Annotated in this window: 28 protein-coding genes; 10 read left to right on the forward strand and 18 right to left on the reverse strand. The window is 36.4% G+C overall.

What is annotated here, in order from left to right; genetic code table 11:
* Nucleotides 1–377 precede the first annotated feature (377 nt).
* Both perR and HCB45_RS11755 read right to left on the reverse strand, forming a co-directional pair.
* Entirely contained in the window at nucleotides 378–824 is a 447-nt protein-coding gene (perR, locus tag HCB45_RS11750) for a peroxide-responsive transcriptional repressor PerR (RefSeq protein ID WP_185320052.1), read from the reverse strand.
* Nucleotides 825–906: 82 nt separating this feature from the next.
* On the reverse strand, nucleotides 907–1848 hold the full coding sequence (locus HCB45_RS11755; protein ID WP_185619999.1) for an NAD(P)-dependent oxidoreductase: 942 nt from the start codon (nucleotides 1846–1848) through the stop codon (nucleotides 907–909).
* Nucleotides 1849–1989: 141 nt separating this feature from the next.
* On the opposite strand from HCB45_RS11755, the gene HCB45_RS11760 reads away from it, so the two are divergent.
* Together HCB45_RS11760 and HCB45_RS11765 are read left to right on the forward strand one after the other, a co-directional pair.
* Nucleotides 1990–3288: a glutamate-1-semialdehyde 2,1-aminomutase gene (locus HCB45_RS11760; RefSeq protein WP_185620001.1), complete on the forward strand. Its 1299-nt coding sequence runs from the start codon at nucleotides 1990–1992 to the stop codon at nucleotides 3286–3288.
* Between the two features lie 104 nt (nucleotides 3289–3392).
* Nucleotides 3393–4481 (forward strand): aromatic acid exporter family protein, encoded by a 1089-nt coding sequence (locus HCB45_RS11765; protein WP_003767254.1) that lies wholly within the window; start codon nucleotides 3393–3395, stop codon nucleotides 4479–4481.
* A 41-nt stretch (nucleotides 4482–4522) separates the two neighbouring features.
* Here the strand turns inward: HCB45_RS11765 and ntdP are convergent, their stop codons facing one another.
* The 3 genes from ntdP to mutY all read right to left on the reverse strand — a co-directional run bounded on the left by ntdP (nucleotide 4523) and on the right by mutY (nucleotide 7052).
* Nucleotides 4523–5050 carry a nucleoside tri-diphosphate phosphatase gene (gene ntdP / locus HCB45_RS11770; protein WP_003719986.1) on the reverse strand — a complete coding sequence of 176 codons (528 nt, stop codon included), beginning with the start codon at nucleotides 5048–5050 and terminating at the stop codon, nucleotides 4523–4525.
* A gap of 154 nt (nucleotides 5051–5204) precedes the next feature.
* Nucleotides 5205–5951, reverse strand: a complete 747-nt coding sequence (gene fabL / locus HCB45_RS11775) for an enoyl-[acyl-carrier-protein] reductase FabL (RefSeq protein WP_185320049.1) — start codon at nucleotides 5949–5951, stop codon at nucleotides 5205–5207.
* Between the two features lie 3 nt (nucleotides 5952–5954).
* Nucleotides 5955–7052, reverse strand: a complete 1098-nt coding sequence (gene mutY / locus HCB45_RS11780) for an A/G-specific adenine glycosylase (protein ID WP_185620003.1) — start codon at nucleotides 7050–7052, stop codon at nucleotides 5955–5957.
* Nucleotides 7053–7252: 200 nt separating this feature from the next.
* On the opposite strand from mutY, the gene HCB45_RS11785 reads away from it, so the two are divergent.
* Complete coding sequence (locus tag HCB45_RS11785; RefSeq protein WP_185320047.1) at nucleotides 7253–8233, forward strand: metal-dependent hydrolase; 981 nt, start codon at nucleotides 7253–7255, stop codon at nucleotides 8231–8233.
* A gap of 30 nt (nucleotides 8234–8263) precedes the next feature.
* Here the strand turns inward: HCB45_RS11785 and HCB45_RS11790 are convergent, their stop codons facing one another.
* From HCB45_RS11790 to recX, 3 genes are read right to left on the reverse strand one after another with little or no spacing between them, the layout of a single operon-like run.
* Nucleotides 8264–8725, reverse strand: coding sequence for a dCTP deaminase/dUTPase family protein (locus tag HCB45_RS11790; protein ID WP_185320046.1), 462 nt, complete (start codon nucleotides 8723–8725; stop codon nucleotides 8264–8266).
* Between the two features lie 11 nt (nucleotides 8726–8736).
* Complete coding sequence (locus tag HCB45_RS11795) at nucleotides 8737–8970, reverse strand: YfhJ family protein (protein WP_003767261.1); 234 nt, start codon at nucleotides 8968–8970, stop codon at nucleotides 8737–8739.
* A gap of 1 nt (nucleotide 8971) precedes the next feature.
* On the reverse strand, nucleotides 8972–9781 hold the full coding sequence (gene recX, locus HCB45_RS11800; protein ID WP_185620005.1) for a recombination regulator RecX: 810 nt from the start codon (nucleotides 9779–9781) through the stop codon (nucleotides 8972–8974).
* A 97-nt stretch (nucleotides 9782–9878) separates the two neighbouring features.
* Between recX and HCB45_RS11805 the strand changes: the two genes are divergently transcribed.
* Nucleotides 9879–10781, forward strand: a complete 903-nt coding sequence (locus HCB45_RS11805) for a TIGR01777 family oxidoreductase (protein ID WP_185320044.1) — start codon at nucleotides 9879–9881, stop codon at nucleotides 10779–10781.
* Between the two features lie 18 nt (nucleotides 10782–10799).
* Here HCB45_RS11805 and mprF read toward each other — a convergent pair whose 3' ends face one another.
* Both mprF and HCB45_RS11815 read right to left on the reverse strand, forming a co-directional pair.
* Nucleotides 10800–13397 carry a bifunctional lysylphosphatidylglycerol flippase/synthetase MprF gene (mprF, locus tag HCB45_RS11810; RefSeq protein ID WP_185320043.1) on the reverse strand — a complete coding sequence of 866 codons (2598 nt, stop codon included), beginning with the start codon at nucleotides 13395–13397 and terminating at the stop codon, nucleotides 10800–10802.
* 25 nt (nucleotides 13398–13422) lie between these two features.
* Entirely contained in the window at nucleotides 13423–14097 is a 675-nt protein-coding gene (locus tag HCB45_RS11815) for a VanZ family protein (protein ID WP_185320042.1), read from the reverse strand.
* Between the two features lie 207 nt (nucleotides 14098–14304).
* Here HCB45_RS11815 and HCB45_RS11820 point away from each other — a divergent pair, with 207 nt between their 5' ends.
* A complete protein-coding gene (locus tag HCB45_RS11820; RefSeq protein ID WP_185620007.1) occupies nucleotides 14305–15270 on the forward strand; it encodes a cation diffusion facilitator family transporter in 966 nt (321 codons plus the stop codon).
* Nucleotides 15271–15312: 42 nt separating this feature from the next.
* Here the strand turns inward: HCB45_RS11820 and HCB45_RS11825 are convergent, their stop codons facing one another.
* Nucleotides 15313–15855 carry a GNAT family N-acetyltransferase gene (locus HCB45_RS11825; RefSeq protein ID WP_185320040.1) on the reverse strand — a complete coding sequence of 181 codons (543 nt, stop codon included), beginning with the start codon at nucleotides 15853–15855 and terminating at the stop codon, nucleotides 15313–15315.
* A gap of 190 nt (nucleotides 15856–16045) precedes the next feature.
* Here HCB45_RS11825 and HCB45_RS11830 point away from each other — a divergent pair, with 190 nt between their 5' ends.
* Together HCB45_RS11830 and HCB45_RS11835 are read left to right on the forward strand one after the other, a co-directional pair.
* Entirely contained in the window at nucleotides 16046–16948 is a 903-nt protein-coding gene (locus HCB45_RS11830) for a methyl-accepting chemotaxis protein (protein WP_185320039.1), read from the forward strand.
* Between the two features lie 27 nt (nucleotides 16949–16975).
* On the forward strand, nucleotides 16976–17182 hold the full coding sequence (locus HCB45_RS11835; RefSeq protein ID WP_003762628.1) for a hypothetical protein: 207 nt from the start codon (nucleotides 16976–16978) through the stop codon (nucleotides 17180–17182).
* A 34-nt stretch (nucleotides 17183–17216) separates the two neighbouring features.
* Here the strand turns inward: HCB45_RS11835 and HCB45_RS11840 are convergent, their stop codons facing one another.
* The 4 genes from HCB45_RS11840 to HCB45_RS11855 all read right to left on the reverse strand — a co-directional run bounded on the left by HCB45_RS11840 (nucleotide 17217) and on the right by HCB45_RS11855 (nucleotide 19832).
* The gene (locus HCB45_RS11840; protein ID WP_185320038.1) at nucleotides 17217–17570 is read right to left on the reverse strand and encodes a hypothetical protein; all 354 of its coding nucleotides are present in this window, start codon (nucleotides 17568–17570) and stop codon (nucleotides 17217–17219) included.
* Nucleotides 17571–17590: 20 nt separating this feature from the next.
* Complete coding sequence (gene fosX, locus HCB45_RS11845; protein ID WP_185620009.1) at nucleotides 17591–17992, reverse strand: fosfomycin resistance hydrolase FosX; 402 nt, start codon at nucleotides 17990–17992, stop codon at nucleotides 17591–17593.
* A 15-nt stretch (nucleotides 17993–18007) separates the two neighbouring features.
* Nucleotides 18008–19387, reverse strand: a complete 1380-nt coding sequence (rlmD, locus tag HCB45_RS11850; protein WP_185620011.1) for a 23S rRNA (uracil(1939)-C(5))-methyltransferase RlmD — start codon at nucleotides 19385–19387, stop codon at nucleotides 18008–18010.
* A gap of 64 nt (nucleotides 19388–19451) precedes the next feature.
* Nucleotides 19452–19832 carry an OsmC family protein gene (locus HCB45_RS11855; RefSeq protein WP_045552641.1) on the reverse strand — a complete coding sequence of 127 codons (381 nt, stop codon included), beginning with the start codon at nucleotides 19830–19832 and terminating at the stop codon, nucleotides 19452–19454.
* 105 nt (nucleotides 19833–19937) lie between these two features.
* On the opposite strand from HCB45_RS11855, the gene HCB45_RS11860 reads away from it, so the two are divergent.
* Complete coding sequence (locus tag HCB45_RS11860; protein WP_185320035.1) at nucleotides 19938–20582, forward strand: deoxynucleoside kinase; 645 nt, start codon at nucleotides 19938–19940, stop codon at nucleotides 20580–20582.
* A 27-nt stretch (nucleotides 20583–20609) separates the two neighbouring features.
* On the opposite strand, the gene HCB45_RS11865 is transcribed toward HCB45_RS11860, so the two are convergent.
* Nucleotides 20610–21479 (reverse strand): YihY/virulence factor BrkB family protein, encoded by an 870-nt coding sequence (locus HCB45_RS11865; RefSeq protein ID WP_185320034.1) that lies wholly within the window; start codon nucleotides 21477–21479, stop codon nucleotides 20610–20612.
* 91 nt (nucleotides 21480–21570) lie between these two features.
* On the opposite strand from HCB45_RS11865, the gene HCB45_RS11870 reads away from it, so the two are divergent.
* On the forward strand, nucleotides 21571–21792 hold the full coding sequence (locus tag HCB45_RS11870; RefSeq protein ID WP_003768985.1) for a DUF1128 domain-containing protein: 222 nt from the start codon (nucleotides 21571–21573) through the stop codon (nucleotides 21790–21792).
* Between the two features lie 19 nt (nucleotides 21793–21811).
* On the opposite strand, the gene HCB45_RS11875 is transcribed toward HCB45_RS11870, so the two are convergent.
* On the reverse strand, nucleotides 21812–22618 hold the full coding sequence (locus HCB45_RS11875) for an AAC(3) family N-acetyltransferase (protein ID WP_185620013.1): 807 nt from the start codon (nucleotides 22616–22618) through the stop codon (nucleotides 21812–21814).
* 127 nt (nucleotides 22619–22745) lie between these two features.
* A complete protein-coding gene (gene map, locus HCB45_RS11880; RefSeq protein ID WP_185320032.1) occupies nucleotides 22746–23504 on the reverse strand; it encodes a type I methionyl aminopeptidase in 759 nt (252 codons plus the stop codon).
* 187 nt (nucleotides 23505–23691) lie between these two features.
* Between map and HCB45_RS11885 the strand changes: the two genes are divergently transcribed.
* Nucleotides 23692–24138: a flavodoxin gene (locus HCB45_RS11885; RefSeq protein WP_003767289.1), complete on the forward strand. Its 447-nt coding sequence runs from the start codon at nucleotides 23692–23694 to the stop codon at nucleotides 24136–24138.
* Nucleotides 24139–24267 lie beyond the last annotated feature (129 nt).

The following is a 24267-nucleotide window of genomic DNA, read 5'->3' on the forward strand; positions in this document are numbered from 1 at the left end:
TAGCAATTAAATTACTAGTTTGTTTTTGTTGAAAACAGCTTTCTGTTTTCTGCCCTGCGATTACCAGTGAGACTTTACGTCTCATTGCTTTTCGTCTTCTTCTTTGTTCAGTTTTCAAAGGTCAGTTAGTCGCTTTTATGCTTGATGTATGAATGTTTTCTTTTGTTTTTTGCGACTTTTAAATCATATCATTTCAGCGTCTATCTGTCAACAACTTTTTAAATTTATTTTATGTATAAAATTCTTTTAAATCACTGCTATTGTAGCGCCGAAAACTAATATATCAAGTTTTGAGATATATGTCAACTGAATTATGCATAAAATTAAATAAAAATGAAAAAAATATAAAAACACCTAGCTAAGCTAAGTGTTTTTGTTTAATTATTTAATTGTTTTTCTTTACATTCTGGACATGTGCCATATACTTCTAGTCTATGATTATCAATTTCATAGCCGGTTACATGGGCTGCGAAATGTTCGACTTCGTCTAAGCCAGGATAATGAAAGTCTACTATTTTTCCACATACATTACAAATTGCGTGGTAATGGTTCGATGTTGAGAAATCGAATCGACTAGATGCATCACCGTAAGATAGTTCTTTAATTAGACCCGCATCTCGAAAAACGCGCAAATTATTATACACCGTTGCTACACTCATGTTAGGGAAGTTTCCTTCTAAAGCCCGATAAATATCATCTGCAGTTGGGTGGGTGTGTGAGTTAATTAAAAATTCAAGTATAGCATGACGCTGAGGAGTGATTCTGACTCCTGTTTTCTTTAAGACATCTACTGCTTCTTTCAGAGTTGCATTAGACACCGCCATGCACTCCCTTCCAAAAATAATTATTATATTAATAATACCGGAAATAACGCTTAACTGTCAATAGAATGGCATAATTTATAGTTTAATAACCTTTGTTTAAATCAATTTCATTACGTAATTTTGTATTTTCTTTCAAATGATTTATATTTTCGAACCAAATCTCAAAACTACGATCTAAATACTTATTAGAATGTCCAGATACATGGGGGGTGATAGTTATATTGTTTGCATGCCATAAATTGCTATCTGGAGGGAGGGGCTCTCCTGGTAAAACATCTAAATAAAAATGAGCGATTTGTCTATCTTTAGAAGCTCGTTCAATTGTCTCTAATTCTACTGCACTTCCTCTACCAATATTGATAAATACAGCACTAGATTTCATTTTCCGAAAAAAAGATAGCTGATAAATTCCTGAAGTTTCTTCGGTTTGCGGTAAAACACTAACGAAAAAATCGGCTAATGGAGCTACTTTTTCCAAGTCGGTCATAGCATATGTTTTACTAAATGGTTTTGCTGCATGGCCAGTTGTATTAATCCCTAAAACTTCCATATCAAAAGCTTGAGCGAATTCTGCTACTTTTGCTCCGATAGCTCCTGTACCTGCCACTACTAATGTTTTCCCTGCTAATTCAGTAATAGGTTCTTCACTCGCCCATTCTTCTTCTTTTTGCATTTGATAGAAGAAAGCCGCTTTTTTTACGTGAGACAACATAAATGATAAGGCATATTCACCCATTGGTATTGCGTGAATCCCTCTTACATTAGCAACTTTTATTTTTTGCTTTTGAATAATTTTTCTTGGCAGGCTATCTATGCCTGCAGAAAACACCATTATTAATTTTAGTTTAGTAGCTTTTTTTACTATTTCTTCTGTGATGTTGGATCCGTATGTAATGATGACATCCAATTCGCCTAGATTAGCAAAATGATTAATATTCTCATAATAGAAAGTATCGTCCGGAAATTTTTCCGCTTGTAACTTTTGAAGGTGTTCAGGTACATCGAGTGTAAATAAAACTTTCATACTGCCCACTTCCTCTCTTTAGCTCTACTCTAATTTTATGCTTTTTTTCATTTATCAGCAATAATATTGTTTTTTCGATTGCGGCATCTCACTTTTTCGCATAGAATATAGAAGGTATTAAAATTTTGAGGAGATGACAAAATGGATCATTCAATGTCAAAAAAATTGCATGACGAAGCACTTTTACATATAGTTGGCGGGGTTAATAGCCCATCCAGGTCAAATAAAGGAGTCGGCGGTGGCATACCTGTAACAATGGAGCGAGCTGACGGAGCTTATTTTTATGATGTAGATGGCAATAAGTACATTGATTACTTAGCTGCATTTGGACCAATTATTACCGGACACGCGCACCCTCATATTACAGAAGCTATTACAAAAGCTGCGCAAAATGGGGTTTTGTACGGTACACCTACTAAACATGAAATAACTTTTGCTAAAATGCTAAAAGAAGCCATACCTTCTCTTGAAAAAGTTCGGTTTACAAATTCCGGAACAGAAGCAGTTATGACAACTATTCGTGTGGCTCGTGCTTATACCGGACGGGATAAAATCATTAAATTCGCTGGTTGCTACCATGGTCATTTTGATTTGGTGTTAGTGGAAGCTGGTTCTGGCCCTTCTACACTTGGTATTCCAGATTCTGCTGGAGTAACAAAATCAACAGCGGAAGAAGTTATTACGGTTCCATTTAATGATCTTGCATCTTTCAAGGAGGCATTAGCGGTTTGGGGAGACCAAGTTGCTGCTGTTTTAGTAGAACCAATTGTTGGGAATTTTGGAATGGTTGCTCCCGCGGAAGGCTTTTTAGAGGCTGTGAATGAACTTGCACACGCCAATGGTTCTTTAGTAATTTATGATGAAGTTATTACTGCTTTCCGTTTTATGTATGGTGGAGCTCAAAATTATTTAGGTGTTATTCCTGATTTAACTGCTATGGGTAAAATTATTGGTGGCGGCCTTCCAATTGGCGCTTACGGCGGTCGTGTCGATATTATGGAAAAAGTTGCACCGCTTGGCCCAGCCTATCAAGCCGGAACGCATGCTGGTAATCCAGCCTCTATTCTTTCGGGTATTGCATGTCTTGAAGTTTTACAAGAAGAAGGGCTTTATGAACGCTTTGAAAAATATGGTTCAATGTTAAAAAACGGGATTGAAGATGCTGCTGTTAAACATGGTATCTCGGTGACGGTCAACCAAATTGTCGGCGCTCTAACTGTTTACTTCACGGATGAGCCTGTAACTAATTATGCTGAGGCTGGTGCAACGAATGGTGATTTATTCGGTCACTTTTTTAAAGGTATGTTAGAAGAAGGTATTAATTTAGCACCTTCAAAATATGAAGCTTGGTTCATTACTTCAGCTCATTCAGAAGCAGACATTTTAGAAACAATCCAAGCAGTTGATACTGTTTTTGGAAAAATGGTTCAAGGTAACTAGGTAATATTACTGTATAAACTTGAAAGAAACGTTATAATAGAAGAAGAATGAGCGGGAAAATAAAAAATCCCGCTCAAATAGTCTATAGAAAGGAATAACCTTCCATGAAATTCGGAGCTAGAATTTTGAAAACAGGTATTGCAATTACATTGGCACTTTTTATTGCCCAACTTTGCAATTCACCCTCTCCATCTCTGGCAGGCATTTCCGCCGTTTTTGCTATCCAGCCTTCTATTTATAGGTCATATCGAACTATTTTAGAGCGGGCACAAGGGAACGTTATTGGAGCCATCATTGCAATTATTTTCGGACTTTATATTGGTAATGATTTTATTTTAATTGGTGTTGCTTCGATTATCTGTGTAGCTTTATTAATGCAATTTCGTTTGGAGAATACGATTGGCCTTGCTGTAGTTACTCTAATAATTGTCATGGACTCTCCTGGTAATGACTTCTTAGAAATCGCTCTTATTCGTTTTGGGACAATTATGTTAGGTTTACTTGCTGCATTTATTGTCAATCTATTCTTTTTACCACCGAAGTATGAAGTTTCATTGTTTCAGTTAATTTATAATACGAATAGCGAAATTGTTCGTTGGATTAAATTAAACTTGCGTCATGCCGCTGACTTCCCGCTTCTAAAAAAAGATATGGAATGGATGCAAAAACAGTTAAATCAAACGCGTAACTTATATGGATTATACCGAGAAGAGCGTACTTTTTTAAAGAAAAATGCTATTTCAAAAGGTCGGAAAATAGCTGTTTATAGGCAGATGTTACTTTGCTCACAAAAAGGTTTTGAACTGTTAAAAATCCAACACCGTTATGAAAATGATTATTTGCAACTACCTCCAGATAAACAAGAACTAATTAGGCAACATATTGATTACTTAACAGATAAACACGAGCAACTCTTATTAACATACATCGATAAAGTTTCCATTGATCTCGAATATGTAGAATCACATTTAGCGCAAGATCCGCAAGATTTAATGCAACTTTTCCTACGTGAAATGGAAGAAACAGAAAAAGATGAATACGAAGACATGATGGATAAATATCATTTAATGCGTATTATTGCCTCAGTTTTTGCTTACCAAGAAACAATCGATTATTTAGAAAAATTAATTCATAGTTTTAAACTTCGACACACAGAAGAAAATCAAATCGATATTAATGTTAATGAAGAATAAACAAAAAACGAGCTTGGAGATAGACTCCTAAGCTCGTTTTTTTAACGATATTCTTTATACTTTTCATACCAAATGTCAATGTAATCAGGAGAAAACGGACCTTTTTTGTCCAGAATCCAGTGGCTTAGCACATCTACATTAGTTTTTAGTATCCGATCAATTGAATCTGGATACTTCATTTGGCGACGGTGTTGTTCGTATTCGCCTTCATCAAGCAAATGGAACCTTCCATCTGGGAAAACCTTAATATCGAGGTCATAATCAATGTACTTCAGCGCTTGTTCGTCTACCGCAAAAGGTGTACCTAAATTGCAGTAATGATAAATACCATCTTCTCTAATCATCGAAATTACATTAAACCAGTAATCACTATGAAAATAACAAATTGATGGCTCGCGCGTTACCCATTTACGTCCGTCTGCTTCCACAACTAATGTATGGTCGTTTCCGCCGATAATAATATTCTCCGTAGATTTAAGCACCACTGTCTTTTTCCAAGTACGATGAAGTTTACCGTTATGTTTGTAACTCTTGATCTGTATTATTTCTTTCTCTTTAGGTAAGTACATCCTTTATCCTACTTTCCTCATGTACTATCAAAATCATTTTTATTATAACATAAGGCAAGACAGCAAAAAAACAATATCGTGCTGAAACAGAAGATTTTCCTGAAAAAAGAATGTTTTTTACATCAAACAGCTGATTTTCCCCTGTTTTGCTTTACTATACTAAAAGTGTTCTGCCGCCATCTACTAAAATAGTTTGCCCGCGTATCATGTCTGCTTTCTCACTAGCAAGGAATAATACAGCATTTACTAAATCATTTGGCTCAATCATTCGTCCAGCTGGCGTTTTACTTACTGCATCTTTTAACAATTCTTCGCGATTTGGAAAGTGATTTAGTGCATCCGTTTCAATTAAGCCTCCAGAAACAGCATTAACCGCAATACCAAATGGTGCGAGTTCTACTGCTAAATAACGAGTAAGTGATTCTACCGCCGCTTTTGAAACACCGACTGTTGTGTAATTTTCTAAATAACGAATGGAACCAATTGAGCTTAAACTGATAATCTTCCCACTTTGGTGGCGTTGCATTAACTTAGCTGCCTCCTGACCTGCAAATAGTAGTGCCTTCGCATTAATATTCATCGTCCAATCCCAATGCGATTCTTCTAACTCCATCAAAGGTCGAAGGACACCGCTCGCTGCATTATTAATAAAAACATCTAAACGACCGAATTCTTCGTCTACCGCTTTAAATAAGTCTCTAATTTTTTCCACATCACCAACATTTGCTTTAAAAATAACGCATTTTCTTCCTATTTGTTCAATTTCTTGCTGTACTTCTTCTGCCTTTTTGCGATTTCTAGAAAAATTCACGGCGATGTCATAGCCTTCTTTTGCAAGTGCGATGGCTATTTCTCTTCCAAGACCTCTACTACTTCCTGTTACTAATGCTACTTTGTTCATTTGTTACTCCCCCTTAAAATCTTTCCAGGCTTGCCACATTTTTTGATATGGTACTGGAAAAGCAAGCCGTTTCATCTCTTCTTCCGTCGCAAAATACCAATTTTCATTTGGGACTGCTGACTGAAGTTTTGCCACACGAATGTCCATTTTCCAGACTAAATGAGAAAAAATGTGTTTGATATGCGCAATTGGCTCGTTTTCTAGTAAAACTTCTAAGCCATAATTATGTAAAAATTGTAGTTTAGCTACTTCATCATTTTCTTTTTTTGAAATTTCAATAGTAGGAAATTGCCACATATTCGCAAGTAGACCATTTTCTGGCCGTTTTTCTATAGCAATTTTTCCTTCTTCTGAAATAACAATAATGCTTAATAGTTCTTTGGTTTTCGTCTTTACTTTTTTAATTTTTACTGGATAATTCGTTTCGACGCCATTTTTATGCGCTTCACAAAACGATTGCAGAGGACAGAGCAGGCACATTGGTTTTGTAGATGTACAAACAAGTGCGCCAATTTCCATTAAACCTTGGTTAAAGGCTGCCGGATTTTCTTTGTCGATTAGTTGATATAACACTTCCTCAAAAATTTTCCGAGTGGATGCTTTCATAATATCCTCGCCAATTTCTAATACGCGCGCGATAACACGCATAACATTTCCATCCACAGCTGGTTCAGCTTGATTGTAAGCAATACTTAAGATAGCTCCCGCTGTATATGGACCCACACCTTTAAGCGATAAGATAGTTGTTAAGTCAGTAGGAACTTTACCAGAAAAATCTATCATCACTTGTTTCATCGCTGTTTGGAGATTTCGGACACGTGAGTAATAGCCTAATCCTTCCCATGCTTTTAATATATCTGCTTCATCAGCATTTACAAAACTTTCCATTGTTGGAAATTGAGTCATAAAACGATTAAAATAAGGGATCACAGTATCGACTTTTGTTTGTTGAAGCATGATTTCTGAGACCCAAATCCGATAAGGTTCAGTATTTTCGCGCCACGGTAAGATGCGCTTATTCGCTTCATACCAGGAAACGAGTGCCTCTTGAAAAGCAGTTATTTTTGTTTCATCCCATGTTAGTCTCTTCATTTTTCTCATTTTCCCCTCGTAATTCTAATAGATTTCTAATGTGTGATGCTCCGGATGTGTAGTATAATGTAAACAGGGAATAAAATTGTATACCCATTCTTAAGCCGTTTTCTATTATACCGAAAGCTGACTTAATTGAATAGTGTTGTGCTTTCTCAGACGACACCACTTATATTTTTAAAGACCGATTTTAGAGGAGGCAAAGTCACTTGGATACTGGCACACATGTAGTAATGGGAATTGCACTCGGAGCGTTAGCAACCGTTGACCCGGTAGTTGCCGGAAGTTCTCAAGCTGCCATTGGTATTATGACAGCAACAATTATTGGTTCACAAATTCCAGACATTGACACTGTATTAAAACTTAAAAATAACGCTGATTATATTAGAAATCACCGAGGAATCACGCATTCCTTGCCGATGCTTGCCATTTGGCCATTACTTATTTCATCTATTTTGTATTTACTTTTCCCAGCAGCTACGTTTATTCATTTGCTATTATGGACATTTATAGCGGTTGGGTTGCACATTTTTGTTGATATTTTTAATGCGTACGGAACGCAAGCAATTAGGCCGTTTAAGGAAACCTGGGTTGCTTTTGGATTTATCAATACATTTGATTGGTTCATTTTCGGCTCTCACGTCGTTGCTATTGCAGCTTGGTTGTTAGGTTCTCCTGTACTACCTACGTTTGTCACGCTCTACGTTATTTTGGCACTTTACTATGTGGCAAGATTTGTTACGCAGCGAATGATTAAACATGCGGTTCAAAACTTAATCCCCGATTCAGAAGAAATCATTATCGCGTCCACAATTCATTTCTTTCAGTGGCGTGTGGCGGTTACAACCAAGGATCATTACTACGTAGGTAGAGCTTTCAAACGAAATATCTCTATTTATGAAAAATTTGACCGTTTACCTGTTCCAGATAACGAAATCATCCGTTCTGCGAAAAAAGATAAAAATCTCGCTGCTTTTATCTCATTCTCCAAAGTATATAATTGGCGCATTGAGGAAAAACTAGACGGAACTTATGTAACATTTACTGATTTACGCTACCGTAGTAATGGGCATTATCCATTTGTAGCAGTAGTTAAATTAGATGATAATTTAACTATTATTTCATCTTACACTGGTTGGATTTTCTCCACTGAAAAATTATACAAAAAACTAGCACCTGTTAGTATTTAAAAAAAGACCCGGCATTCCGGGTCTTTTCGTTTACCTACCAGTACTTCCTACCCCACCAATTCGTGATTCGTTTGCAACATTGTCAGTATCTGCTACTAAGTATTTTTGGAATACGCCTTGAGCGACACGTTCGCCAGACTCAATTTCTACTGGTTTTGAAGAGAAATTTTTAATTGCAATACCGATATTACCGTCATTACCTGGGTTACTATAATAAGAAGAATCGATTATTCCAGTACCGTTACATAACAATAAACCTTTTTTAATGCCGATAGAAGAACGCACGTGGATATTTAAAACTTCATCTTCCTGCATATAACTTTTAATATCTGTCCAAAAAATATGTTTTTCTCCGGGTGCGATAGTTATTGTTTCATTGGAGAAAAAATCATAGCCAGCTGAACCTTTGTCGCCGCGTATTGGTAACGATATGGTTTGTTGTGGAAACTTTCTACTTGCTTCATTAACTACTTCAAATCCTCTTACTTTCACTTTGTTCACTCCTATTTGTTTGGGTCTTTGCGTTCTACTTGGTGTAAAAAATTGCCATGGCGCTCGATTTGCTGCCGCACATAATCCGCCGCGTACTCAGGGCCACGGTATGGGTAACCTGCTTTGGCATAGGAACTTTCGAAATCTGACCAAAGCATTTCAATCCACCATAAAGCTTGTTCTTTATCTAAATGCGGGTTTTTAGCCATTAATTCCGCTGTTAGTTCATCTAAATACGTATACAACTCACTCTTCCTCCTCAAAACTGATTTCATTTTCAGTTAGGTATGATTGAATTGTATCATAAGAAAAACCTTTCTGCATTAGTGATGTGATTGTTTTTTGTTTGGCAATACTAGGTTTGTAACGTTTATTTTTACGCATCGTTTTTTCGACTTGCTTTTGTAAAATTTCTGCTTCATCAGCCACATCCAATTCGCTCGTTGCTTCAGTTGCAGCTACTTTCGCTAATTCACTCGTATAGCCTTTTTGGATTAAATCAGTAATGATTTTTTGTTGGAGCATTTTTTTAGCACTTTTATTATTTCGTTTCATAATTTTTATTGCTTGTTTGGTGGCATTTTCTAGCTGAGCCTCATCCGAATATTCTTCCATTACTTGACTAATAATTTCTCTTGTTAAACCTTTTTCGACTAATTCACGTTCAATCGTTCTTGGACCTTTTAATGTAGTTTTGATTTGTGTTTTTGTATATAGTTCCGCAAATTCGACATCATTAATGTAATCCATATCAGCTAATTTTTTTAAAATCTCATCAATAGCAAAAGCTTCCATTTCTTGTTTTCTTAAATAATCGCGAATTTCTTTTTCCGAGCGGACCCGGTGAGACAAGAAATTAATTGCTTTATTAAGACCTTTGCGAACCATATCAGCTTGTTTAATTTCTTCTATCTCGACTTCAGTCAACACTTTTCCTTTCATCAACTGAAATCGGGCTAAAACCTCTTCATCTACACTAAAGTTGTATTTTTCATCAATAAATATGTTATAGCGTTCTTTGTTTTTTTGTTGGACACTTATGGACGTGATTTTCATAATCCGCCTCCTTCTAGCTTCTATCATACCGCAAAAATTGGTTTTAATACTACTAAAAAGGGAATAAACTAGTTAGGACAATGAAGAGGTGATAAAATTGCATATCTTACTTACAGGCGCAACAGGTTTTATTGGTGATCATTTAGTACATGAACTAGAAAAATCAGATCACGAGCTTTATATTTTAACAAGACAAAAGCTAAAAAACCGCGCAAATATACATTATATTGAATGGTTAAATGAAGATAGATTGCCGAATTTAGAAGATTTAGCAGTGGATATTTGCATTAATTTTGCAGGTGCTGGTTTGATGGACGAAAAATGGACTTACGACAGAAAGAAAGTGATTGTAAATAGCCGCATCGAAGCTACTTCAGCACTCTTATCGATTGTGAAGAAAATGAAATCCAAACCAAAATTATGGATTAATGCAAGTGCAATTGGGGCTTACACATCCTCTAAGTCAACTATTTATCTGGATACAGAAGAAAATACCTATGCTGATAACTTCTTAGGAAAAACAGTTTATGAGTGGGAAAAAACAGCCAGTGCGGCAAGTAATCTAGGTATTCGTGTTGTTTATGCTCGCTTTGGCCTTGTACTTGGAACTGATGGTGGGTCGTTCCCTATTTTCAAAAAATTATTCCAAACATATACTGGCGGAAAATTCGGCAGTGGTAGACAATGGTATTCTTGGATTCATGTCGATGATGTTGTAGCAGCAATATTATTTATTTTTGATCAGGAACAAATTAGTGGTGTAGTTAATTTTACCGCGCCTCATCCTGTTCAAGAAAAGAAATTTGCCGAACGACTTGGTAAAACAATGCATAAACCTTATAAGACTCCAGTACCGAAAAAAATCATTAAATTCATTCTCGGTGAACGAGCAATGACTATTTTAGATAGTCAAAGAGCATATCCAGAAAAATTAATGAGTAATCATTTTGAATTTCGGTTCGAAACGTTGCAAGATGCTTTAAATGACTTAATTGACTAAGAAAAACCAGATTCTGCTTTACTCAGAATCTGGTTTTTCTATTTCTTCATTTAGAGGGAAATCAAGCACTACTTGATTGTTTGCAAGTGGTCGTTTTTTTCCAACAAGAATCATTAGCTGGAGCATCGTAAACGCAATGGAGCTTCGTTTTCTAAATGCTACAAATTTTTGTTCCCATTCTGTTACATATTTGGATTTGAAATTCCGTAAACCTTTAAATCCATAAAAACCTTGACTATAACGGTACACAAGCCCTGCCAATCGTTCACCTAGAAACGCATACTTACTTTCACCAACGTTTGCTAGTGGCGCCATGCCTGCGTTAAATATCTGAAAACCGTCTTCTTTCGCTCTTTCAAATAAATTAATGAAGAGAAAATCCATGATGCCTGATGGAGCTTCTTTTGAGTATCGCATTAAATCAATTGAAGTCATTTCATCCGTATACGACGGCATCATCGAAGCAAAACCAACCACTGTTCCATCTGCATTTTTAGCGAGAGCTATATCTGCTTGTTCTAAATAATAAGTATCAAAGAATCCTAGAGAAAAGCCCTTTTCTTCTCTGCCATCAAGCCATTCATCGGAAACAGCTCGCAAAGTTTTCCATGTGTCATTATTAAAGGGAGGCTGAATAATTTCAAAAGTGTAACCTTCGCGATCTAATTTGTTCATTAGCGCTCGTTCACCTTTTTTCTTCTTACCACTCATTGTAAAGTTTTGGACATCAACAAAACCTTCCTCGCCAAGCTTAATGAAGTCAAAACCGTGATCATGTAAATAAGGAATCATTGTACCACGTACTTCATAAAACACAGGACGATAACCAAATCTATCTGCATTTGTCATGACTTCTTCAATGGCGTCCTCCATTTTGTCCATATTTCCAGTTGGTTCTCCCATAATTACCATCTTATCAGCAATAATTCGGTAAGAAAAAAGTACTTCCCCATTGGCTGCCCAAAATAGTAATTTATCGCGTAAGAACATCGTATGGCTTACTTCATTTCCACCCCATTTAGTTAAATGTTCGCGTACTTTGACCGCTTCAAATGGGGAGCCGAGTTTTTCTTTGGTAGTAGATAAGTAAATATAAATAATAACTAAACTAACAACTGCAATAAAGACGCCGACAAACCCTACTAACCATAAATGTTCAGAAGCAATACGTAGATAATCAGGGATTTCTTTGGAATGCTTGATGTTTGGTGAATTATAAATACCGATAACAATATAACCTGCTAAACATACGATAAAGATGATACTATCAATAATTACTTTACTCCATGTGTACACTAATTTTTCTCGGTAAAATTCGTTTCTAGCAAGGAATAAACATAGTAAAACAATTCCTAGGAAAATCGCTTGTTTCATCGAAAATACGCGAGCAAGTGTATTGAAAATAGCGCAACCTAATACGATTACAGTTATAATGTATGCTTTTTTAGTTTTACATTCAATACCTCTGGCAAGTCCTAGAAGCAGAAACCCAAACGCAACAATAGTAATTTGTGATGTAAACAAGAAGTTAAATGGCATGATTTTGTATAAGAACGGAACATGATAAATTGCATTTGGCACTGCGGAAGATAATATTAGTAATAGCCCCGATCCATATACGAAAAACACTAAAAATCGATGTGCCACTTTTTGTAAGAATAGTAGTGGTAAACCTTCTAAAAAATCATTCAGACGTTTTCCAGCTTTTTGAACAAAGAATAGCAAGCCGACAATAAACGGGATAATATAGTAGAAAATACGGTAAAATAGCATCCAAGCAAGCGCTAATTCTTGAGAAACACCTAACTGGCTAAGTCCAAGAATCATCACTACATCAAAAGTCCCAACGCCTCCAGGAACCATCGAAGCAATACCAATAACAGAAGCGATAACAAATAGTGGAAATACCTTGAAAATATCTACTGGTTCTCCCATTAAAACACCAATAATCGCAAAACAACCAAACGCAAAGCCCCACTCTAAAAGAGAAGCTACAATTAAAGTTAATTCTCTTTTAATTGGCAAATCTACAAACAATGATTTGCTTTTCCATTTAGTAATCGTGAATAAAATCGGAAAGTAAAGACCTCCAGCTAGAAGCCATGGCCAGTAGTTAACGAAGTGATCAGCAAAACCCGGAATGAGTAAAGTTGTTAATGATACTAAACAGTATATTGATAAACCTGATACTAAAAATAAGGCAATTTTAGAGATGGCAAGTAAAATTTCTTTATGAGAAGCATTCTTTCCATAAAAACTTGCCCTTAAACTTGCGCCTAACACCCCACCAAATCCGCCTATATTAGTGAATGTATTTGTAATCCAACCAGATGCAACTACATGAATTGGCGAAAACTTTCCTGGCAAAAGTTTAACAATAACATAATCATATAAAAGCATTGGTGTAACGGCAATTAAGCCTACAATAAACATAATAAAAATTTGTTCTGGGCTTTGAGAAGTAATATTTGCTTTTAATGATGGATAGTCAATTCCTGTCGCAATATTAACAATCTCAAATATAACAAATCCCATTACAAAAGTAATAAAAACTATTTTTACAATCAAACTATTTTTTTGGAACCAAGCATAGGCTTGCATTAACTTTTCTTTCATAACTAATTCTCCTTAACGAATACATTCATCTTCTTTTATTTATACGTTTTCTAACTGGTGGAGTAACATATGCAAGTAACACACCAATTAAACCGCTTAACGTGTTCAAAATAACATCATCTACATCTGTAGAGCGGTTTGGTGGAAGGGAGATGCTTTCAAATCCTGTAATCATTGTGGTCTGAGCAAATTGTAATAATTCAATCCCACAAGAAGTAAGGAAAATAACAAGTATAGTTTTTCCTGCTGTACTCGTGATTTTAAAGTAAAGTAGAAAGAAAGACAGCGGACATAATAATAAAACATTCCCGATTATTTGAATAATTGTTGGCATCGTTGGTAATGTTTGTTCGAATGTATTTTCTATTGTTGTAAAAGGGATTAAATTAATCATTTCTTTTTGAATATGAAAATCTCCTGTATAAGTGCTGTTTACAAAGTCACCAATAGAAATATAAGCCACTAGGTGTACGAGCACAAATATATATAAAATAAATACACAAAACCAGATAAAATCAATCCAATTTTTTAATTTAGCCATTTTCGTTAAAATAAGTGTCGTTAATAAAAGTATAGAACTATTAGTAATCGTATTAATTAAATCAGCATTATTCCCAAATTGTAATGCAAGTGAAACTCCATATAAGAGATATAATACTGGCAGTAACAATACAAAAAAACGGCATTTTTGGACTTGCATTCTCGTACTCCCACGCCTTCCGTTTCAAAATCAGCTTTCAGACTCTCTGAATAAGCACTTAGTATCAGTTTAGCAGATATAAATTTGAAAAGAAAGCTTGTTTATGCTTACATTTTTGCAAGCTTCTTGAAAGCTACTTAGTTCCTATTTTCTTTTTAACTGAAAAAGTGCTACAATTTCTTAATGATATTCTTGGAGGAGACTAGTATGAAAGAATTATTAGGATTATTAAAAGAAGGCAATAAATCAGCTTTAACCGCAGCACTTGTCAATACGATTGTTTCAGTTATAAAAGGCGTCACTTATTTTTTCACAGGGAATATTGCGATGTTTGCTGAAACGTTACATAGTCTTGGTGACGCAGCTAACCAGTTTTTCGTATTTATTGGTTCTGCTTTGAGTAAGAAACGGCCGACGCAACGTTTTCCTCATGGCTTTGGCCGGATGGTTAACTTAGTACTTCTTGGTGCGGTAATTGTTGTTGGCATTATGGCATTTGAGACAATTCGAGAAGGTTTCGCGCACATTATAGACCCGACAAGTTCAACTGGTTTTCTTATTAACCTTCTAGTACTTCTACTTTGTACTACCTTAGAGTTTTCCGTTCTAGTAAAGGCGATGCACGAAATTGCTCATGATGTTGGTTTGGAATCAAAAGGTCTTAGCTTATTTAAAGATAGTATTTTAAATCTTGGTAAGGCAAAAGCAGCGACTAAACTAGTATTTTTGGAGGATTCGGTTGCAACTGGTGGTGGTTTGCTTGCGATGATAGCAGTCATTATTTCTCACTACACCCCTTTTCATCAAGCAGAAGGTATTGCCTCGATGTTAATCGGCGTTATGATGTTTATTGTGGTTGGGAAAGTATTTTTAGATAATGCTGCTGGAGTTATTGGCGAGTCAGATCAAAGTATGCATTTAACAGTTGGACAATTAGTAATGAATGATCCCGATGTACGCGATATACAAGTACTTACTGTATTAAAAGAAGGTGATCTATTTCACGTTGATGTTGAGATAGAGCTTGATCCAATGCTCACACTTGCGGAAGTAGATGATATTAAAGACCGTTTAGAAGAAAATATTGGTAAACTCCGCGGAGTAGCTGATGTATTAATTTCTTTTGATGAAGACGATGCTATTCGTAACTGGGAATATGGCGACGGACGTTAAAAAAGAAAAAGCCAAGTGGACAAATTGCGCCACTTGGCTTTTTTAGTCTAGAGGATTTATAATTGCTAGTACTTGATGATCTTCCCAAGTTCCATTTATACGCACATTTTGAACCGCTAGCCCTTCTAAATGGAATCCGGCTTTTAGTAAAACTTGCTTAGAACGCTCGTTTTTTGGCATAACACCCGCTTCAATACGATGAAGTCCAAGAATGTCAAATCCAAAATCTACTATTAACTGTACTGCCTCGGTAGCATATCCATTTCCATTATGAGCCTTATCCAAAAAATAACCGATAAATGCAGATTGTAACGATTCACGCAAAATACTAAACAAATTAATCGTGCCAATAAGTTCATCTGTATCTTTCAAGAAAATTCCATAATAATACTCTACATCACTTGCAGCAAAATCTTCTAATCGCAAAATAAGCGCTTGTTGCTCTTCTACCGTATAAAAACGCTCATCTCGCTCCATCGAATAGCCTGCAAAAAAAGCCTTATTCGCTAAATGAAAAGCTAGTTTTTGATTCGCATCGGTAATTTGAAAAGGTCGTAAGTAAATTCGTTCCCCCGTAATTCGCATCCCTATCCCTCCCGTATTTTTCTAAATTATAAGATTGTTCTAACAGGATTGCAAGTAACTCTACTAAGCTGAATTTTTCTATTTTTTCATTTTATAAAAAAATAAATCTTCTAATACAAATATAAGTATGTTATTATGTTGATGTTGGTTATTTTCATATTATTTTTCTAAAAAATGGAGGTTTTTTTTAATGAATGTTAATGCGGAAACAGAAGACGCAACTCTCCTTCTCGATGGTTTACTTCAAAACGTGGCAATAATTCGTTTTGATACTAATAAAAAAGTAACTTATGCTAATGCACTTTTCGCGGAAGCTATGGGGTATACAGAAGAAGAAATGTTGCAATTATCGCACCCTGACTTATGCTTTCCTGACTTTGTCCAAACTGCTAGCTACAAAGCAATGTGGACTAATCTACTTGCTGGACAAAAATTTCAAAATAAAATTGAACGAAAAAACGCTCGTGGCGAACGTGTTTGGTTTGAAGCGACTTATATCCCTATTATTCGCGAAGAAATAGTAGTCGGAGTTGCAAAAATAGCAACTGATATTACGAGAAGAGAAGAAACGGTCCATGATTTTGCATCTGGTTTAAAAAGCATGGCGACAAATTTAAAAGAACATTCCAGTGTTGGAAAAACGCGTAGTGAAGCTCTCCTGGAACTAGTGAAATCAATCACGAAAGAATCCAATGAAAATACAGTTACACTTCATGATTTACAAATAGAAGCACAAAATATTCATGGTATTATCAATACAATTAATGGCATTGCTTCTCAAACAAATTTACTTGCACTGAATGCAGCCATTGAAGCCGCACGTGCTGGCGATGCTGGGCGTGGATTTAGTGTTGTTGCTGAAGAAGTTCGCAAACTTTCAAGCCGTGTAGAAGAGGCGATAAAAGAAGTTGAAAAAAGCGTCAACGGTATCACACAAGAAATTAATACGATTTCCAGTGGTACAGAACGAGTGGAAGCAAAAGTCGAGGAAAGCCAAGAAGTACTTATTTTATCTTTAGAAGATTTTAATCAAATCGAATCAGCCTCTACTGCCTTAGATCAAAATGCCGGTGCTTTCACAAAAATGATTTAACTGACTGAAAAAAGGAGCGAAGAAATCTTGAAACTTATTGGAAAACATCCTTCTGGTCGCGCCATTATTATCCGTTTGAACAACCAAGAGTACCATTATGAAACCGCAAATAGTTTTGGAAGCGCCACTTCATTAACGCGAGCAAAAACAGAAGCAAGAGCTGATAGTTTTACATCAAATGAAATGGATCAAGGTTTACATATCGGTAATTGGCACTGGAAAGAACTTGGATGAAAGAGAATCCCACCTAACAATAGGTGGGATGTTTTTATTTATTCAAATCTTGTTCAAGTTGATTTTTAAAGTTGATTGCTACATCAAACACGGTAACAAATTGGAAATCGCTCATGTTGTAATGGACGACAAACTCGTTATCACGCCGGCGAACCATTATGGATGAGCGGACTTTATCACCGATTGCATCGCCAGCTTGTGTTCCACTATAGAAAACCCAGTGTGTTGCTTCGATTGGATTTGCCATTTTTTCTGCAAGATCGCTTTGAATTAGCTGTTTTATCATAGCACTTAATTCAGGTTCAAACTCATTTTCGATATAACCGTACCAAATAGTTCGGTAGTACTTATTTTCAAATTCATTCGTTTCATCAAATAGTTTTTTCATAGTAGTTCCTCCTGTGTTTGCTATTTATGATACCTTTTTAAGCGTTCTTCTAATGTCCCGGCGTGTAATTCAAACAGATGATTATCATAATCATAAAAATAAACGGATCGTCCTTCGCCTTTTACTCTAGCGCGTTCTGGTTTTATTTCCATGCCGAGTGATTTAATTCGCTCGATATACTCATCCATTTCCTCCACTTGAATTTGGAAAGCAATATGGTTATAAGTGCGCTCTTGTAAAGCTTCACCTTCCATAATGCAAATCCACAGGCCAGCAATTAGAAAAAATTTTTCTTTGGAAAGCGAAAATGTTTCATCGCCACTAGAATAGATTTCTTCTGCATCAAAAATTTCTTCTAAGAATGTGGTTGTTTTATTCAAATCTTTCACAATTAAAGTGATATGGCTTAATCCTGAAATCATGTACCACCAGTCCTTTTAGTTATCTTTTAATTGCAAAAGCACTACTGTTTCGACGTGTGCTGTTTGCGGGAACATATCGACAGGTTGCATATAGCGAATGCGGTATTTCATCGCAAGTAAAGCCAAGTCGCGTGCTAATGTGGACGGATTACATGATACGTAAACAAGTTGTTTTGCTTCTACTTGTAACAGCGATTTAATTAAACCTTGGTCACAGCCACTTCTTGGTGGGTCAACGATGACAGCATCTGGGCGGAAACCTTCATTTACCCATTTTGGCAAAACATCTTCTGCTTTCCCTACTTCATAATAAACGTTTTCGATACCATTTTTCTCTGCGTTTCGTTTGGCATCTTCAATGGATTCTGGAATAATATCCATACCGCGGACTTCTTTTACTTTTCCGGCAAAGGCTTGACCGATTGTTCCAACGCCGCAATAAGCATCTACTAATGTTTCACTGCCTGTTAGTACGAGCGCTTTTTCGACTTCTTGGTATAATCGCTCTGTTTGGAACGGATTTAATTGGAAAAAGGCACGAGCTGATAAATCGAATTCGAGTTCCATTAATTTTTCTTCGATGCTTTCTTTTCCGGCTAGTAGGAACGTTTCGTCACCAAAAATAAGTGAGGATTTTGCTTGGTTGACGTTTTGCATAATTGAAGTGACTTCTGGAAGAGCTGCTTCAATTTCTGCGAGCATTTCACGTTTTTTAGGTAACTTTTTACTATTTGTAATGAAGACGAGTTGTGTTTCTCCAGTTTTTACGCCTGTACGGACAACGATTGTTCGGACGATGCCACTACCAGCTTTTTCATCATAAATCGGTACGCCATATTTTTCGAGTAAATCACGTACAAAATTGGTTACTTTGATGGTAACTGGTTGTTGGACGATGCAGTCTTCAATCGGAACAAGTTGGTGAGAATTGGCGCCGAAAAGCCCTGTTTCGACTTGACCACTGCCTACCATTCTTGTTTGGAATTGGCTTTTATTGCGGTAACGCCAAGGGTCTTCCATTCCGATTGTTGGGCGGATTTTTAATTTTGCTGGATCGATTTTTGTATGTTTTTCGATTGATTGAATAACAATATCTCGTTTTAATTCAAGTTGGGCGCTATAGGCCACATGTTGCAACTGGCAACCACCACACGCCTCGTATACTGGGCAAGGTGCGGTAACTCGGTTTGGAGATTTTTTACGAATTTTATTTAATTTTGCTTCGGTGAAACGATCACGAACTTTGACCGCTTCGACAACTACTTCTTCACCGGTAATTGCGCCAGGTACAAATACAACTGCTTTTTTAAAGTAGCCGATTCCCTCCCCGTTGATTCCCATGCGTCTAATAGTTAGCGGGAACTTTTGGCCTTCTTCTACTGGATTTTGATTCATTATTTTCCTCCATCATTCCAAGTCTTCATTAATACTAACAAAAAAACTGCCACTTGTCAGTAGTTTATGGCATGATTTCAAGACTTTCATCGACAATGATACTTTTTTCAACAGAACGAACCATCGAACAGTATTTTGGGGTTAATTTTAGTGCTTTTTCAAGTGGATTAGGATCTAAGTCAGCACCGGTAATTTTAAAATGAAGATGAATCGCGCTAATCCGATTTTCTTCTTCGGGAATACGTTCCATTGTCGCGTCTACCCATAAATCAGTAAAATCTACTCGTTTTTTCCTTAAAATGTTACGAAAAACAATGGCGCTACAACTGGCAATAGACATCAACATCAAATCTGCTGGTGAATAATCGGTCATTTTGTCATCAATTAAAAAACTTCCTGTGTCAAACCCATTTTCGGTATAAACTAGCTTTAATGGTTTTGTCATCATTATCCCTCATTTCTTCTCTTTTATCGTACAAAAAATCTCCTTATTAAGCAAATTAGTAGTATAATGAACAGATAGTCGACCAAAAAGGAGGCTACTCGTTTTATGGAAGGAGTAGGAAATAAAGTGATTGTTTTAGCAGGAATGATTGGCGCTGGGAAAAGTAGTTATACAGAGCTAATTGCAAATGAACTTGGAACAAAGGCATTTTATGAAAACATTAAGGATAATCGCATCCTTGAAATGTTTTATGATGACCCAAAAAGATGGGCTTTTGCCTTACAAATATATTTTTTAAATACCCGTTTTCGCAGTATTAAAGCTGCACTAACGGATCAAAATAATGTGCTTGATCGGAGCATTTATGAGGATGCGCTTTTTACGCAAATTAATTTTGAAGAAGGCAACATTTCGGAACCTGAGATGGATACATATCTTGATTTACTCGATAATATGATGGAAGAGCTCGCATATATGCCAAAAAAAGCGCCGGATTTGTTAATTTATTTACGTGGAAGTTTGGACACCGTGTTAAGTAGAATTTCCTTACGTGGCCGTCCTTACGAGCAAACCTTTGATAATCCTGGTTTACTTGATTACTATAAGCATCTCCACAGTCGCTACGATAGCTGGTTTGCGTCTTACGATAAAAGTGATACACTCGTTATTAATATTGATGAGATTGATATTAATAAACCAAGCGACGCAAGATATGTCATGCAACTTATTCATGAAAAATTAAAACGCTAAAACTGCCCACTGCAGTTTTAGCGTTTTTTAATTGATTTCGCCTAGTTCTTTTTTCTTTTTACGGATTGCAAGTGTTGCATTTAGCTCTCCGCCAATCATTAAAATAATACCAGTTAAGTAAAACCACAACATTAAAATAATAATCACACCGATACTACCATATGTTGCGGAATAATTGCCGAAGTTATTTACGTAATACGCAAAACCAACTGAAGCTACCGTCCAGCCAATGGTTGAAAAAAGCGCTCCAGGAAGAACACTAATTAACGTACTACGCCTATTTGGCGCCACCCAATATAAAAAGGTAAAGACGACAAAAATAACAACGAGCGTAACAGTCCAACGAAGATTATTCCAAAAACTAAGAAAGTCTTCCGAGAAATTCAAATGGTTAATTAAAAACATTCCAATTTGTTGTCCAAATACGAGTAATAGCAAAGTAGCCCCCACCGTTGCAAGCATTGCTAACGTGAAAAACATCGATAATAAGCGCTGTACGACATAGTTCCGTTTATTCGTTACACCATATGCTTTATTAAGCGATTTCATCACAGCATTCATACCATTAGATGCCGACCATAAAGTCGCGATAATCCCGATAGAAAGCAATCCACCATTTTTCTGCGTTAGTAAGGTGTTTAAATTTTCTTCTAAAAAGCTCATAATCTGATCTGGTGCAAATTCTTTTATCATATTAAAAACCGAATCTTTATCAATATGAAGATAAGCGAGCAACGTGGCCGCGATTAGAAGCATTGGAAAAATCGAAAACAGCATATAATAAGCTAGCTGTGCTGCATTCCCAGAAACGTCATTTCGCCCTACTCGTGCGCTTACTGTTTGGCCCACTTGGACAATTCCGTTATGTTTGATATAATTTACTACTTTTTTCCACACTGATAAGGTCCCCCTTTTTCTAGTCATTCATCTGGAAGTTTTTCTTCTATTATGGTAAAATTTTGTCTATTAGCTTGAAAGGAGCAAAAAGATGAATCTTGAAACCCCTTCACAGGAAAACTTAGATTTTATGTTAGCAGAGATTACTACTAAACTAAAAATGGTGAATGTTGGCGTTTTTGAAAACCTCGAGCTTGACTCTGTTGATTATAACGCACTTACTGATATTTATCAGCTAATTAAACGTAAATCAAATTTTAGCCCACGCGAAATGCAATTATTTGCAGAAGAGTTGCGGCGGATTAGAAAATAAAACAAATTCCAGCCACTATTTAGTGGTTTTTTGTTTGGAAATAATGGGTTCCAAAATCTACTAAATCACACATATCATAGATTTTAGTTGGCGCTCCTATAATCGTCGTTGGGTGAAAATCACGTTCTTTCTCATATGTACGACCTAACGCGATAAACGCTTCACTGTTATAATCAATTTCCTGATACTTCTCCCAAACAATCTCACCTTGTTTCAAAAATGCAGCTTGATTTTCGATAAGCGGAAACATATTTGACCGTTCTTCTGCTAAATGAAGAGAAGTATTATTATTGTTATCCACTCCAAACAAAATTATTTTAGCTGAACGTTGATATAACTTACCGAGCGGTGAATCATCCCCTAAGCTTTTTGCAAGAGGTTGGTGAGCAAGTATTTCTTCTTTGTCTTTTCCCCATGCGCAAAACGAATGATATGGATGAAAACTGCGCGCCACATCTGGCATAGCTCGAAAGGTTTCCGCAATTACGCCCATACCACGAGTTGGTGTTACTAATGGATCAAAGGGTGGCGTCTCTGCTCGAATTGTTTTCCACCAGCTTTCTGGAACGGGTGGATTTTCCCATTTTTCCGGGTCGCTCAATTGTCCGGTTTGCGCTGGCATGATGATATTTCCTTTAATGCCAACCGCCTCTTGAAGGGCATAAATCACCGCCACTGGTCCTCCGCAAATCCAGTGTGCTTTTGACATGGAGGCATGAAAAATAACCGTATCACCTTCTTTAATACCCGCTTTTTCCAGGTCTGACACGATTTTTTGTTTTGTTGCTGGTTTTTTCGTTCGCCAGATGGCCATTTTTTCTCCCAATTGTCCTGTCACCACCTCTAAAAATAAAGCCAGATGCCTAGAAAAAACGTTAAAGTAAAAACAGATGTAATAAACTACATGTTTTTACTCCAATTCTGTTCTAAATTCATCTGGCTCACTAATTTAATTAATCATTTTCGCCTTGATAGGTTAAAATTTCTGGACCATCTTTTGTAATGGCAAAGGTATGTTCATATTGAGCAGATAAAGAACCATCAACCGTTCTCGCAGTCCAGCCATTATCATCCATTTTGGCTTTCCACGCGCCCATATTTACCATTGGCTCGACTGTAATGACCATACCTTCTTTTAAGCGTAGTCCTTTTCCAGCATTACCGTAATGCGGAATATCTGGTTTTTCATGTAAAGTAGGTCCAACACCGTGACCAATAAACTCACGTACAACAGCAAGGTTTTCAGATTCTACATATGTTTGGATAGCATGACCAATGTCACCTACTCGAGCTCCTACCTGTGCTTGCTCGATTCCAAGATAAAGAGCTTTATGCGTTACATCCATTAAGTGTTTCACATCATCAGAAACTTCTCCTACTGCATAAGTCCATGCGGAATCAGCAAGCGCACCATGATAGTTCACGACCATATCCACTGTAATAATATCGCCTTGATTTAACTTTTGTTTGCGCGGAAAACCGTGACAAATTTCATCATTAATACTTGCACAAATGGCATATTCATAACCTTCAAAGCCTTTTTGTTCTGGAGTTGCACCATTTTTGCGTAAAAACTCATCTGTAAATACTTCTAAATCCCAGCTAGTAATACCAGGTTTAATGATTTTTTTTAGTTCTTTATGCGTATCGGCAAGGATTTTCCCTGCTGCTTTCATCTCATCGATTTCGCGTCTTGATTTGAGTGTAATCATCTTTTCATTCCCTCCTAAAATTTCCACTATTTACTATTATAGCTCGAAAACCCTTAGAAATAAAGTAATCTGGAAAAAAGGTTGCAGTTTTTCTGAAGACATTTATAATAGAATGTATCAGTTGAAAAATGGTAGACTGGCTTGTGCCATTTTAAACAATAAAAAATTCAGAAAATGGTGATGCAAAATGACAAAAGTGATGATCGTTTATGCCAGCATGACTGGTAATACACAAGAAATTGCCGACATTTTAGGTGAAGAATTAGAAAAATACGATATCGAAGTAGAAATTGAAGAATGTATTTCAGTTGATCCTGAAGATTTACTAGAATATGATGGCGCACTAATTGGTGGCTATACTTATGATGATGGTCAGCTTCCTGATGAATTCGTTGATTTTTATGAAGATATGGCGGACGTTGATTTTAGCGGCAAAGTTTGTGCTTCTTTCGGTTCTGGCGATACTTTTTATGATGAATATTGCTTAACAGTTGATTTAGTTGAAACACGTCTGAAAGAACAAGGCGCTACAGTTCCAGTTGCTGGGCTAAAAGTAGACCTTGATCCTGACGAAGAAGATGTTGTTCGCGCAGAAAGTTATGCAAAAACTTTCGTTGAGGCATTAAAAGGATAATAAAAAAGCAAGTCCTCTTTTTCGGACTTGCTTTTTTATTTATTTAAAAATAGCAAAAACAGTAGCCTCGTGGTTGCTTTACCTCATTAATTGAGATACAATTCTCGTATTGAATAAAAAGATTGGAGT

This window comes from Listeria farberi, assembly GCF_014229245.1.
GTDB lineage: Bacteria > Bacillota > Bacilli > Lactobacillales > Listeriaceae > Listeria > Listeria farberi.

Bases quoted from the DNA above. Each gene is read 5' to 3' on its own strand.
- perR (WP_185320052.1), bottom strand. From the start codon at position 824: ATGGCGGTGTCTAATGCAACTCTGAAAGAAGCAGTAGATGTCTTAAAG.
- HCB45_RS11755 (WP_185619999.1), bottom strand. From the start codon at position 1,848: ATGAAAGTTTTATTTACACTCGATGTACCTGAACACCTTCAAAAGTTA.
- HCB45_RS11760 (WP_185620001.1), top strand. From the start codon at position 1,990: ATGGATCATTCAATGTCAAAAAAATTGCATGACGAAGCACTTTTACAT.
- HCB45_RS11765 (WP_003767254.1), top strand. From the start codon at position 3,393: ATGAAATTCGGAGCTAGAATTTTGAAAACAGGTATTGCAATTACATTG.
- ntdP (WP_003719986.1), bottom strand. From the start codon at position 5,050: ATGTACTTACCTAAAGAGAAAGAAATAATACAGATCAAGAGTTACAAA.
- fabL (WP_185320049.1), bottom strand. From the start codon at position 5,951: ATGAACAAAGTAGCATTAGTAACAGGAAGTAGTAGAGGTCTTGGAAGA.
- mutY (WP_185620003.1), bottom strand. From the start codon at position 7,052: ATGAGAAAAATGAAGAGACTAACATGGGATGAAACAAAAATAACTGCT.
- recX (WP_185620005.1), bottom strand. From the start codon at position 9,781: ATGAAAATCACGTCCATAAGTGTCCAACAAAAAAACAAAGAACGCTAT.
- mprF (WP_185320043.1), bottom strand. From the start codon at position 13,397: ATGAAAGAAAAGTTAATGCAAGCCTATGCTTGGTTCCAAAAAAATAGT.
- HCB45_RS11815 (WP_185320042.1), bottom strand. From the start codon at position 14,097: ATGCAAGTCCAAAAATGCCGTTTTTTTGTATTGTTACTGCCAGTATTA.
- HCB45_RS11820 (WP_185620007.1), top strand. From the start codon at position 14,305: ATGAAAGAATTATTAGGATTATTAAAAGAAGGCAATAAATCAGCTTTA.
- HCB45_RS11825 (WP_185320040.1), bottom strand. From the start codon at position 15,855: ATGCGAATTACGGGGGAACGAATTTACTTACGACCTTTTCAAATTACC.
- HCB45_RS11830 (WP_185320039.1), top strand. From the start codon at position 16,046: ATGAATGTTAATGCGGAAACAGAAGACGCAACTCTCCTTCTCGATGGT.
- HCB45_RS11840 (WP_185320038.1), bottom strand. From the start codon at position 17,570: ATGAAAAAACTATTTGATGAAACGAATGAATTTGAAAATAAGTACTAC.
- fosX (WP_185620009.1), bottom strand. From the start codon at position 17,992: ATGATTTCAGGATTAAGCCATATCACTTTAATTGTGAAAGATTTGAAT.
- rlmD (WP_185620011.1), bottom strand. From the start codon at position 19,387: ATGAATCAAAATCCAGTAGAAGAAGGCCAAAAGTTCCCGCTAACTATT.
- HCB45_RS11855 (WP_045552641.1), bottom strand. From the start codon at position 19,832: ATGACAAAACCATTAAAGCTAGTTTATACCGAAAATGGGTTTGACACA.
- HCB45_RS11860 (WP_185320035.1), top strand. From the start codon at position 19,938: ATGGAAGGAGTAGGAAATAAAGTGATTGTTTTAGCAGGAATGATTGGC.
- HCB45_RS11870 (WP_003768985.1), top strand. From the start codon at position 21,571: ATGAATCTTGAAACCCCTTCACAGGAAAACTTAGATTTTATGTTAGCA.
- map (WP_185320032.1), bottom strand. From the start codon at position 23,504: ATGATTACACTCAAATCAAGACGCGAAATCGATGAGATGAAAGCAGCA.
- HCB45_RS11885 (WP_003767289.1), top strand. From the start codon at position 23,692: ATGACAAAAGTGATGATCGTTTATGCCAGCATGACTGGTAATACACAA.